Here is a 13530-nt window from a genome sequence, read left to right on the forward strand (position 1 = left end):
TCATTGCCATAAAGGATTTACTATGCCTGATGCTACTCAATCGCAAGAATCTGAAACTTTCCTTCCAACAGATTTAAGTGATCGCAAGAGTATCAGCAACGCTAGTGACGCAAGTAGAGCTAGTGATAACGCTTCTAACGCAAGTAACGCTGAACTTCGTTTTGAGAATTGGGGTTATCGTCATGCTTCCCGTCGCGCTTTTGCTGTGCGCGGGTTGGACCTCACGATTAAGGCGGGGCAGCGCGTGTTGCTGCTTGGTGCATCAGGCATCGGTAAATCCACGATTTTAAGCGGCGCGGCAGGTCTTATTGGCAATGATTTTGTGGCGAAAAATAGCGCAAAATCCCAGCAAACCACTCTCGTCGAAGATGCCGATGGTGGCGTGAGTGAGGGTTGCGTTTTGGTTGACGGCGTGCCGGTTCGACGTGCGCGCGGTCGAGTTGGTTTGGTTTTGCAAGATCCGGATGCACAGGCGATTTTCCAGCGTTTGGGGGATAACGTTGCGTTTGGTCCGGAAAATATGAACGTTCCGCGCAACGAGATTTGGGATCGCGTGCGCAAAAGTCTTAAAGAAGTTGGGTTGGATGGCTTGCAATTGCATCGCTCAACTTCGCATTTAAGTGGCGGTCAGATGCAGCGTTTGGCGCTTGCTGGCGCGCTCGCTATGCAGCCGAGCGTGCTGCTTTTGGACGAGCCGACTGCGAATTTGGATCCGGATGGCACGCATCAGATTGTGGGTGCTGTGCGCGCGGTTTTGGATTCGACGCATGCCACGATGGTGCTTGTGGAGCATCACGCGGAGCCGTGGATTGACATGATTGACCGCGTGGTTGTGCTTGGGCTTGAGAATGATGAAGCTGCGAACGGAAAAGCTGCGAACAACGAAACCGTTCACGATGACGATATTGCGCGCGTGGCTTCTTCGCGCACAGTGATTGTGGCGGACGGCACGCCAGACGAGGTGTTTAATCGCACCGATTTGGACTTTGAGGATCTGGGTATTTGGCTTCCGGAACGCTACAAGAAAAACGTAAAATCTTCTGCAAATGAATCTTCCGTAAGTAATTCTTCCGCAAATGCAGAATCTTCTGAAAAATATTACGAAAACTGCGATCCAGCAGAAGGCTACGGAGAAGTGCTACTTTTCACGAAGGACCTCGCAATCAGCCATAATAGCGAGCCGATTGCGCGTCACATCAATCTTGAGTTTAAAGCCGGACAGATTACGGCTTTGGTCGGCGCGAACGGTGCTGGAAAATCAACGCTTTCGCTCACTTTGGCTGGTCTTTTGCCGGCAGTAAGCGGCGAGGTTGTGGCGAGTGATGCTCTTGCTCAAGGCGCGAATGGTACGGATCCAATGAAGTGGAAGTCGCCTGATTTGGCGAAGCGCATTTCGTACGTTTTTCAGAATCCGGAGCATCAGTTTGCGTGTGGTTCGGTGTTGGATGAGGTTATGTTGGGGCCGCTTCGCACGGGTGTTTCGGCGGATGAGGCGCGCGCGAAGGCTCAGGAGTTGCTGAAGCGATTCCGTCTGGCTCGTTACGCGAAGGCGAATCCGTACACGCTTTCGGGAGGTGAAAAGCGTCGTCTGACTGTGGCGGCGTCGCTTGCTGCGGCTCCGCGTGTGCTGATTTTGGACGAGCCGACTTTTGGGCAGGATCGCAAAACTTGGTTGCAAATTATTCGCTTGATTGCAAGCCTTCGTAGCGAGGGTGTGAGCATTATTGTGGTGACGCATGACCGTGAGCTGGTTGAGGCGTTGGGTGCGCGTTTGGTTGAGCTTGTGCCAGATGTGAAAGCTGAAGATGCTGAAGTGAGTGCTGCTGAAGCTGCTGGTTCTGGAGCGAGTGCTGCTGAAGTGGGTACTGCTGAAGATGTTGAAACAAAATCTTCCGAAGCAAAATCTTCCGAAGCGCTTTCCGCAACTACCGGCGCAACAGACATTTCGCGTATCAAAGTGAGCGCTGTAAACAATCGCGACGAGGAAGCGAAACTTTCAAGCAAATCGCCACTTCTTGCGTCAATTAATCCAGTATTTCGCATTTTTGGAGCGTTCGCGGCTTCGATTCCGCTGCTTTTTACGCTTGATTGCGTTTCTGCTTCGGTCGCGTTGCTGTTGGAATTTGTGATTTTTGCGTGCATTAAGCTTCCGCCATGGCGTGTGATTCGCCTTTCGTGGCCTGTGTGGGTGGGCGCGCCGACTTCCGCGCTCACTGTGTTGCTATACGGCAAAAGTGGCGGAAATACTTGGTTCCAGTGGTGGCTGATGCATGCTACGGATCGTTCGGCTATGCTGGCTGTTGCGACTTCGCTTAGGATTTTGGCGATTGGCGTGCCGTCGATTGTGATGGTGATTGGGCTTGATGCTACGGATTTGGCGGATGCTTTCAGTCAGGTGCTACATTTGCCGGATCGATTCGTGTACGGCGGTTTGGCTGGAATTAGGCTGTTTGGCGTGCTGCAGGATGATTGGGCGGCGCTAACTGCGTCGAGGCGTTCGCGCGGTTTGGGTGATGAGCATCGTGTGAGGGCGTTCTTCCCGCAGTCGTTCGCGCTGCTTGTGCTTTCGATTCGACGTTCGACGACGCTCGCTACTGCTATGGAAGCGCGCGGTTTTGGGGGAGTTGGTGCGCGTTCGCACGCTCGTGTGAGTCGTGTGCGTGCGCGCGACTGGTGGATTTTTGCTGTGTGTGCGATTGTGCCGTCGGTTGCTGTTGTGGCTGCGCTTTACTTCGGCACCTTCGCCTTCCTTGGCGGCGCGTGATGACTGTGCGCGCGATGGCTGCTTTTGATAGCGGCTTTTGCTAGCGGCGCGTTATTTCCTTTACACGGCTGTACAGTTTCTGCCGCTTTTTGCTTCGCGTCCCCAGTCACAATCTAGTTTCTAAAGCACAACCACACTAACCTGCCCTGCCTGCGTCAATAAAGCCGCAGGCAGACCTCGCTTGCGTTGAAAGCACACTGTGCTTTCAACCCTAAGCAAGCTCGGCGCTCCGAGTTGCTTTCGCGCGCCCTGTGCTGCGCTCAAGCAGGTCGTCGCGCATCCTCACTAGCGTGTATACTTTCTCGAGTTGCGGGCCTGTAGCTCAGTGGATAGAGCGTCTGCCTCCGGAGCAGAAGGTCGTGGGTTCGAATCCCATTAGGCCCACTTTTGATTTTCTACTTTTGGTCGTGCCTGTCTATTCGTTGCTTTTCGTGTAGTGTTTTGTAGAATATTTGCATATGCGCTGGTGCATTTAAAGAGTCATCGAATGCTATTGGGGTAGTATTCGCAAAAATAAAAGATATTTATCCATAGTTTGGAAAAGGGGAATACATAGTATGGACAATCAATGCGATTCGGATATAAAGAAAACATGTGCAATTAGTAAATTGCCTGTGAAGCTTTCGTCAATAGATCAGATAAAACATCTTAAGAAGCAAGGTATAACTTTTAACAAACAATCTGAAGATTCTGCAATTTCCTACCTTTCAATCTTCTCATATTATTTTGAGACTTGTTCATATAAAAAATTGTTTAGCAAGAGAGTTGGTGGATCTAGGGATGGCCAGTATATTGACTTGGATTTTGATCAATTATGCAAAATAGAGCAGCTTAATAGGATGTTTCAAATACTTTTGCTTCTAATAACTTTAGCTATAGAGCATGAGGCAAAAGTTAAGTTAATGAAAATGTTTACTGAAAATCCTGAAGAAGATGGATACTCCATTGTTGAAGATTACATGTCTAGTCTTTATAACGATGACCGCAAAATACTAATTGCTGAATTAGAACGACTTAAAGATGGGAAATATAGCAGAGAATCGGCGGCAAAGTATACAGGTGGAATGCCAATTTGGGTATTTGTTGAAGGTATTACATTTGGAACATTGTTAAGATTTTATCGTTTTTGCGCAAAAAGATGGGGTAGTAGAGAGATGCAGAAGGAGCATCACTTATTGTGCAGGGTAAAATCCGTGCGTAATGCTTGTGCTCATTCTAATTCAATATTGGATGGAATTACTGAAAAGAGTTTTGACAACGTGCTTTTGCTTGAAGAAGTAAGTAAAGCTATTGAAGCTGTAGGGTTCAATAAGCGTGCGAGGCGATCGAATATGTGTAATGCGAAGATGAAAGAAATAGTGATAACTGCATATATGTATAAGAGATTTTTGTCTAGGAATTATCAATGTGATGAATGCGTGAATGATCAAAAAAGCATTATTAGATACATTGCAGGAGGATTTATAAAAAAGGCATCTGAGTACACAAAAGAGTATGATAAAGCGAGTAAATTTAACTCATTGCTTGCTTTTATCTGTACTGTTATTGACAGTTGGATATGTGAAAGATAGAATTGAAAATGCTTGAAAACCTTAGGGTTTTGGGGGGCGGAAGTGCGAGAGTGCATCTGCCCCGATTTTTTTTTGCGCGCAAACGACTTTTTCTGTACACGGCTGCACAGTTTCTGTCGGATTTTCTTGCTGACGCGACGACCTGCTTTCGCGTTGCACAGTATATATAGCATGGCATATAGTGACGAATCTCACACAGTATATAGCGACGAAGCACACAGAATACAGCAGCGCAGCACACAACACACACAGCATATACCAGCACAGCATATAGTGGTGCGATGCGTGCGTTATAACAACATGTAGTACTTTGTGTGGGGAAGTGGTCGGTTTTTAGACACGCCGAAGACGCAATTTCGTCGTTTTGGCGTCGGAAATTATTCATTATAATTGCGTTTTACAGTAGATTTTTTAGCGATATTCGCGAATTATAGAAATTTTTTATATGCACAATTATAATACGTGTTTTGCTTGAAATCCTTCATGGGGGGGGGGGTATAAATATTAGAGGCTTTTGGCAACCATGCTTGCATATAGGGCATAAGGGTATGTTATACTGACTACCTGTGGTTGGCTCTGTCTATGGTATTTGCAGTAGTGAGTGCACAAGATTTTAGTGCACTGAGCATTGGCATCGCATGCAGGTTGAGTGCGTGAAGTCTTAAAGATTAGAGAGTTGGAATTTGAGATATACTGCGGCTTGTGCAGCAGTGGAGGACTAGGAAGGCGAGAAAATGTTACCAGCAAAGTTCCGTGGATTCGCATCACGCGTGGGTCGTCTTGCGTCGCGCGCTTTGGTCTGGCGTAAGACCAGTGCTGATGGCGCTGTTCGTACTTCCAGCACCGCAGTTATTTCTTCCAGCAATGCCAATACTTTCGCCACCGCCAACACTTCTTTCGACAATGCAGTCACTTCCAGCAGCGCAGCTACTTCCGGCAGCGTCACCATCGCTCGCGCAGCACGCCCATCTCACACTCTTCGCCGCGTGCTCTTTGCAATGCTCGTAGTTGCCGCCACCATAGTAACCATGCTCATAGTGCCGCCGATGAAAGAAGCAAAAGCGGCTAATGTTAGTTGGGATTACATTGGTAATGGATATATTTCTCCTAACTCTGTTGCGAGTTATGATGTATATAGAGATTTCGATGTTCAGCCACCAGATATAAATACGGTAACCGTTAATGGAAAGAAAAAAACAACCATCACTTGGAATGTTCTTTTTAACGCAAATGGATGCAGAATTAAAAAAATAGAAAACCCAAATGTAGATTGTGATGAAAATACTGCTCTACATGCGTATGATGGTAGACCTGATTTTTATCTTATTCTTCCAAAAAACATCAAGGATAATAGCATAAGAATTACAAGGTATCGTACAAAATTTGCTGGCTACAGTGGTAGAAGCAAAAAGTTTGTTTGGGAAGAACGAGGCAAAGATCAAATACCAAGCGATTTTAATGGTTATACTAATGCTACGCGCTTACCAGGTGATAGTGATTATGAGAATTTCTGGAAAGCATCTATTGAAAAATGTGGTTTAGGTACAGATGCAACATGTGAAGTAGATACATGGCGTCGAGCTGGTAATTTTGGTAGGTTATTTAAATCTTGGGAACAAGATAACGCTGTAGATTCTATTCGCTGGATTGTTACTGCAGAAGTTGAAGAAGGCAGTGACCCTTATAAGTTACCTTTTATGGCAGGTTGGATTTCCTACTATGGAGATAAGCATAAGTTTACAGTTTTTGGTCCGTATGATCATGATGGCGACGGCATACCAGACTTGGAAGAGTTTAAGTATGGTTTAAATCCTAAAAATGATGATGACATCCAATTCCCAAAGAGGTCTAAAGAGGACGCTGTTTACGGTGAAGTTACTTCCGTGAAACCGTATATAAATACTGGTGAGTGGGTTGGTGATTCTTATAACGGCGATTTTAAATATTATAAGGACATGCCAAATCATGGGGGCAGAACTACGTCTGAGATGATTCCAACTGATGCTGGAATAGAATTTACGTTTAAAAAGAATGAAATTGGAAATCATGAGATACTTCCGGATGGTGTTACTAAGACTAATAATCCTAATAATATGCAGCCTGGTCAAGCATATATTAACCCAAAAACAGGCGAAGTTAAGTATAGTCCTAAGGCTTCTGATAGAAACAAAACTATACATTTTGAAGTTCAAATAAACTATCCTGACCCTAAGCCAAACAATTGTAAAATGAACAATTCAATTGTGAAGGTAAAAGGCGTTGATATACACGTTGTTTCGCAGGCGTCCCGGTATAACCCTTACTATGACGATACTACAGTAAAAGCTGGTGAAGAAAAGAATTCTCCAAATCCAAAAGACAGGGGAGGGAAACAATTCCCATCTGGCACTAAATTTAAGTCTGAAACTTATAATAAGTATCAAAATCCACCAACTTGGGCAAAGATTAATAACGAGTCCACTGGTGTTGTCACTTTCCACCCAAATAAGTGGGTTTCTGCTTCTAAAACTGGTCAGCCTGAGAAGAGACCTGTAGTTGTGCATTATCCTGATGGTTCAACTTCGAAGGATAAAGATTCTGGTAATCATGGTGATCCAGTTAATGCTCCAGTGTATGTAACAAGAGATAACCCTGGCACTGGTGACTTGCAGCTCCATATTCATAAGAACCAAAATGGTCAAGAGATTGACTACAACGATGGATTCGTATTCCGCAAGAATCGTGAAGTTAAGCCACAACCATGGATAGATTCTTGGTCAGTGCAGGAACCTGGCGATATTACTATTCGCTCTGTGTGTGCTGATACTACAAATCCTCTGAATCTTAAGTTTTATCTTAACGGTATTAATGGAATAACAATAAATGGTGAAAAACCGTGGCCTCATGCTACTGATGAGGAACAAGAAAAGTGCCGAAATGGTCAGGGCTGTGCAGCAAACAAATTATTTGATAGCACAGGCAGAACCATGGAGCGTACGCGTGGTAGCATCACAGGAAAGCCACTAAAGGTTGGCAATTACCAGTGCACTGTGTATGCTTTGAAGCCTAAAGCTTTGAAGAAATTTGAGGATGCTGCTAAAAAGAACAAAGATATTGAAAAGCAAACCGGTTCTCCTACCAATATCATTAATCCGGATACCTTCAAGGGTTTAAGAGAAGATATTGATTATACATCTAGGACTGTGCCAATTAAGGTTCACTCCGACGCGCATTATTATAACCCTCAATACGATAAGGTATATGTGCAGGCTGGTGGTAAGTCTAAAGAATCGGCTGCTCCAGTAAGCCATTCTGGTGCTAACGGCGTGAAAGGTAATGACAAGAGTCAACAGGAGCTTGTGCAGAATGGTACTAGGTTGCCAAAAGGCACTTGGTTTGAGCTAAGAACCTATCCTAAAGATAATGAACATGTTCTTACATGGTATAAATTTGTCAATAAGCAAAGTAACAAGAAATCAGGCAAGGATGAGCCTGAAGATAGTACTACTGACGCTAGATATGGCAAAGTTACTTTTTCTCCAGAAAAAACTGTAATGCTTGGTGAATATTTTGCTCCTGTAATTGTGCATTATCCAGATGGTTCCACTTCTGAAGATCCGGATTCTGGTAATCTTGGCAAGCCTGTATATGCGCCTGTAGAGGTAACTAGTCAACCGATCCAAAAAAATGATTTAAAGCTCAATGTTTATTCGCAATATGGCGGAAGACGAATTGAAAACAATGATAAAAATGGTATGCGTTTCCGTAAAGATGAAGTGTTAGGCGACGCTACTGGTAACACTAAGCCAATGTTCTTTGACTCATGGTCAAGTGCTAAGCAAGGAAAAATTTATCAGCGCATGCTTTGCTATAAAAAGAATCCACAAACTGGTAAACCTGAAAGCTATGAGATTGATGGTATTAATGGTCTGACACTTGCCGGTCGAAAAGGTAATACTACAAGCGGTGAATTTATTGATAAACAACCATCACAATGGACAAGAGCTACTGAAAAGAATAAGTATGAATGTACGGTTCATGGTAAAAACTGCAACCGTAACCTTTACTTATACGGTGATGAGCATGATACCGTAGAGCGCACTTGGGGTTGGTTACATGGCAAGGTTAAGGAAAATGGCGACTTTGTGTGCACTGTGTACGCTATTAAAGACCTTGAAAATAAAGATGGTAAGCATGGTGATTTACAAAATAAGTTTGATAAAGCTGTAAATGACTTTGTAAAGAAACCTGCTGATCGCAAGTTTGAAGAGGTTATTAAATCAGTCTTAACAGATAAGCCGGGTAGTGAAGATAGTCCTCAAGAAGCCACTCAAAGGCATATCGATTGGGATTCGGTAACCTTCCCAATTCATGTGCATAGTGATGCTCACTACTACAACCCAGAGTATAAGACTATTAGCATGGAGGCTGGTACCAAACAAGCCACTGAGGTGCCTAAGAGCAAGAAGAATGCCAACGATGCTAATACGTTGCAAGACGATGTGCGCGAAGGTGATCTACCGGACGGAACTTGGTTTAAGTTTAAGAAATCTTTAAGCTACACATTCTTTGAGGATGATCAAGATAATAAAGCTGACTCTGGTGATTCAGCTAAGAATGGCACGGGTCAGTTTGGCAAGGTGACGTTCCGACCGCACAAGTGGTTCCCTGTTGGTTCTGACAAAGTGCAGGTTATTGTGCACTATCCGGACGGTTCCACTTCTGAAGATAAGGACTCTGGTAATCTTGGTAAACCTATTTATGCGAAGGTAGACATTACGCGATCGCATGATGAGGATGCTGGTAATTTACGGCTGAATGTTGGCGATCGTGAAGGTAGCGGCGACTGGAATGATACTACCATCAAACTCACTAAGGGCGAGGAACTTAGTACTTCTAAAAAGACGACCCGTTGGCTTGATTCATGGTCCAAGTATAAGCCTGGAAAAATCAATTTGCGCACAATTTGCAATAAGATCAATTCAGACGGCACTAAGTCTCACTACCAGTCGGGCGGTATTGCTGGTATTAAGATGCAAGATGTAAAGATTTGGGATCATACTGAAGATGCGTCAGCGCAGAAAGCTTGCGAGAAGGATGCAAGTCAGTGCCACCCTGATAGGCAGCTGTACGACGATTACATTGCAAATGGTAACTCAAAAGATACCACTGAGCGTACTCGTGGGTGGATTAAAGGCAAGGCTAACGAATCCGGCGACTACGAGTGCGTAGTTTACGCGATTAAAGCAAAACAGTTTAGTAAAGACAATAACGATTTGCTTACTAGATTCGATGCAGCTGTTGGCGCACTTAACAAAGATGCAAGTAAGAATAACACTGATCCTTTGAAAGATTTCAAGTGGAAGCTTGATGGTAATAACGGCAACAAAAACGCGGTTAAAGGTGTTGACTACGCGTATCGCGCAATACCAATCCACATTCACAACGACAACCACTTCTACAACCCGAAGTATGTTGATGTGAGCGTTACGGCTGGTCAAAAGGTTGAGAATGCTGTGCCGCAAAGCGTTAAGAGTGCTAACGGTGCGGATAAATACCAGGATGCTGTGAAGGCTGGTGCGCTTCCGGACGGAACTTGGTTTGAGTTTAAGGATGCTACTCACGGATTTGAAGTAAATAATGACGGTACTGCTGGAAACAAGGTGTCTTTAGACTGGTCGTATTGGGCTTCTGGCAATGCCGCCGATAAAACTGGTGAGCAAAGCAATAAGCCTGACAATCCTTCCAAGCAAAAGAAGGGCAAGCACAGTTCCAAGGATGACGGCACTCGCTACGGCAAAGTGACCTTCCACCCAGATCAATCTGTTGCTCCTAAAGCGTACTTGAAAGAGATTGTCATCCATTACCCGGATGGCTCCACTTCGGACGACTCGGATTCTGGTAACAACGGCAAGCCTGTGTATGCGAAAGTTACAGTTGGAGACCTCAGTGGAGCTGAGAAGGATCTTAAGATGACATTGCTCAGATCTCAAGACGCTGATCCTGTTCATGACACGCTTGGTAGTGGTAATTCTCTTACCGTTATGAGCGGCACGAGCCTTGCTAAGAATCCGTATGTGCTCGCGTGGAGCTTGAAGGATCGTAGCAATATTTCATTGCGTATGATGTGTGCTAAGCAAGGCGAGCAAAAGTGGAGTCGCGGGCTTGACGATACGCTCAATATGCACCTGAACCAGAATTATGGCGAAAGTGTAAAGCCGTGGGCTTTTGCAAATGCTGATCAGCGAAAGTCTTGCAGTCAAGACAGTAAGAATTGCATGGCTAACTTGCTGTATGGCTTTACGAAGGATAAAGATCCGAACAGCATAGAAAGTGCTGTGTCTCGCAGTGAAGACGATATTGCTGGCGTACCTCAAAAGGCTGGAAATTACACGTGCGCTGTGTTTGCGTTGAAGCCGAATGCGCTGACGGTGTTTAATAACACTGTTAATGGAAGTCTTATTGAAGGTAACAAGTATTCGTCTACAAATATGCAAACAACTCAGCTTGCCGGCGTAACCGTTGGAAAAGACTGGAACAGAATTGCTGTTAATGTGACCGTGATCGATCCGCCTAAATTCGCTCTGCCAAAGACCGGCGGAATGAACTGGAATGTGCTGCTTGGTGCGTTTGCTGTGATTGGCACGGGCGTGATGGCGGCTGGGTTCTTCCTTGAACAAACCAAGTGGGGGCGCGCGATGCTCGAGGCGTTGCTGCGTAAGACACTGCTTAAAGATTTTATTTGCAAAACTGCCAAAAAGCTTCGCGCTTTAAGGCGACGTAGCGAAAGGTGGCGATGCTGATGAAAATTTTCTGCAGCTTAAAAACTGCAGTATCAACGTTCCATGTGCTGGCAATGGCATTACGCGTTACGTAGTGATGGTACTTATTTCGGAGCATGGTTCGGATTTAATCTTGCTGCGCGCGGCGCAAATCGTAGCCGCCGACAGAGTTCATGCGGCTTTGCGATGACTCCGCCGACCGTGCGCAACACAAAATAAAACAATAAACGTATTTTCCTCAAAACCTGCCCACAAGGGCACTGATATAAAGGAGAAGAAAGTGAATAAATTCACTAAACAATGCGTGGCAGCATTCGCCTCGCTCGCAATGGCTGGCACGCTGTGCGTCGCCGGCGCCGTGGTGGCAAACAGCTCTGCTTGGGCTGCGGATACGTGCAATTCTGGCGCGCCTTGGTCTGATGCTTGCAAGGCGCAAAAGGGTTCCATCACCATCATGAAATATGAGGATAAGGGTAAAGATGACACATCCACTCCTCTTGCTAATGCTAAATTCAAGGTACAAAGAGTTACGAAGTTCTCTTCGAATGATGCAGCAGAGCTAGATCTTACAAAATACAAGGATTGGGAAACTCTTGCTGCTAAGGTAAAAGAACTTAACACTAATCCTAAAGTTGACGGAATGCAATTTGATTCAAAGAATACACAGGAAGCTTCAACAGGTATTGATGGTTCGCATAAATTCGATGGACTTGCCGTCGGTCTTTATAAGGTAGAAGAAACACAGCCAGCACCTAATCACTCTAATGATGTGGCACCGTTCTACATGACTATTCCAGAAATCACTCATGAGAATGGTAAAAACATTGAGTATAACTACAATGTAACTGCAAAACCGAAGAACCAGAGCCTTGCTGGTAAGATTAAGAAGACTCTTGTTCATGGAGACAATGAAACATCATTCGTGGGTAATGGCGATACCATGACCTACAAGATTTCTGCTGCTGTGACTAGTAATACCGATACAGAACGTTCGAAGTGGACTAAGGATGATTTGAAGGGATACACTGTATTCGATCAGGCTCCTAAGAATGTATTCACTAGCTATGAACCTTCGACAGTTGTTAAGTCTGTAAAAGTGATTTACAAAGTTGTTGAGCAGAATAAATCTGATGATTTGCTTGCTAACTCCGTTAAAGAAGTTGATGCAAAGGACCAACAGCGTATTAAGGTTTCTTTCAATGAACCTGGATTAACAACAATCGCAAATGCAGCTAAAGCTGATCCTGATGCAAAAGTAGAAATTGAATTTGCGTTCACTATTAAGGATCCTACGAAAGTCGATGAAACGAGTTTCACCAATAAGTCTGGTTTTATTCCGGGACAGGGCAAGAATAAGCCAGTTCCAACTCCAGAAGTTCCAGACGATCCAGGCTCTAAAGTTGATTCTAAATATGGATTCTTACAAGTAAACAAGTACGATGGTACTGATTCCAGTAAGAATACGAAGGTTAAAGACGCCAAGTTCAAGCTTTTCGCTAAGAAGAATGATGCTGATAAGTGTGCTGCCGATACTAAAGCAACAGAATGTGCGAATGCTTCAAAGGTTGGTGAACTCACTACTATTGAAGGTGGTAAGTTTGCCAATCCTGTAAAAGTTGTTATCGATGATTCAACTCATCCATTCTACCTCGTGGAAACTGAAGCACCAGCTAATTATGAGCGTGACCGTCAAGTTCACATAGTCAAAGTTTCCGAATCATCTACAAGTACTGCCCCTACAACTATTGATGTTGCTAACGTCCCGACTAAGGATCACAACTGGTTCAACCTTCCAAAGACCGGTGCTGCAGGCGTGATCATCTTCGCGTTGGCTGGCATGTGCTTGGTTGCTGTTGGTATGTTCATCTTCTTGCGCAATCGCAAGAAGGATGAAGAGCAGCAGGCTGCCTGATTTGGGTTTTGATGCTCGCTGTTAGGTGAGTGTCTTGTGGGGTGCAGGGATTTATACTTCCTGCGCCCCACCCAATTAATAGCTAAAAATAACTAAATAATAAACTAATTCATTAGAGTTCTGCCGACGTTGTTTCTGTAGCTTTGCAGTATTGCTTTGCAAACGGCGATTACTTATTGCTTAGTGAACTTTAGCAGTATTGCTCTGCAGACGTTGAGTATTTATTGCTTAAAGAACACTAGCGTCATTGCTGCTGCACACACTACACCAGAAACCTCAACCTACGAACCCACCCGCAGCTTAATTTCGATACTCTAGTTGCACTTAGTAAACCACGCACTTTACGTAACAAACTTAACGAGTCTATGAGTTTTGTGTTGTGGTCTAATGTGGTAGAGTCTCAAAAGTTTTCGGGCAGAGCAATAAAAGAGGACTGAGGAAGCAACATTCTTTTAAGAACAAAGCAGACAGTAAAACCTTTAACAGTTAAAGCGACGAAGGACGGGAGTTGCGATGCTGAAA

4 protein-coding genes and 1 tRNA gene are annotated in these 13530 nt (G+C 44.6%); all 5 read left to right on the forward strand.

Annotated features, from left to right (window positions below):
- Window positions 1–22: 22 nt before the first annotated feature.
- Entirely contained in the window at window positions 23–2764 is a 2742-nt protein-coding gene (locus K9E37_RS05170) for an ATP-binding cassette domain-containing protein (RefSeq protein ID WP_248893157.1), read from the forward strand.
- Window positions 2765–3075: 311 nt separating this feature from the next.
- Window positions 3076–3148: transfer RNA gene (locus tag K9E37_RS05175), tRNA-Arg, on the forward strand.
- Window positions 3149–3321: 173 nt separating this feature from the next.
- Complete coding sequence (locus K9E37_RS05180; protein WP_004110605.1) at window positions 3322–4335, forward strand: Abi family protein; 1014 nt, start codon at window positions 3322–3324, stop codon at window positions 4333–4335.
- Between the two features lie 734 nt (window positions 4336–5069).
- Window positions 5070–11117, forward strand: coding sequence for a Rib/alpha-like domain-containing protein (locus K9E37_RS05185; protein WP_248893159.1), 6048 nt, complete (start codon window positions 5070–5072; stop codon window positions 11115–11117).
- 259 nt (window positions 11118–11376) lie between these two features.
- Window positions 11377–13008 carry a SpaH/EbpB family LPXTG-anchored major pilin gene (locus tag K9E37_RS05190; protein ID WP_248893160.1) on the forward strand — a complete coding sequence of 544 codons (1632 nt, stop codon included), beginning with the start codon at window positions 11377–11379 and terminating at the stop codon, window positions 13006–13008.
- Window positions 13009–13530: the final 522 nt, after the last annotated feature.

This window comes from Gardnerella swidsinskii, from assembly GCF_023277705.1.
GTDB classification, from domain to species: Bacteria; Actinomycetota; Actinomycetes; order Actinomycetales; family Bifidobacteriaceae; genus Bifidobacterium; species Bifidobacterium swidsinskii.

Coding starts and splice junctions, on each gene's coding strand:
- K9E37_RS05170 (WP_248893157.1), top strand. CDS start 23: ATGCCTGATGCTACTCAATCGCAAGAATCTGAAACTTTCCTTCCAACA.
- K9E37_RS05180 (WP_004110605.1), top strand. CDS start 3,322: ATGGACAATCAATGCGATTCGGATATAAAGAAAACATGTGCAATTAGT.
- K9E37_RS05185 (WP_248893159.1), top strand. CDS start 5,070: ATGTTACCAGCAAAGTTCCGTGGATTCGCATCACGCGTGGGTCGTCTT.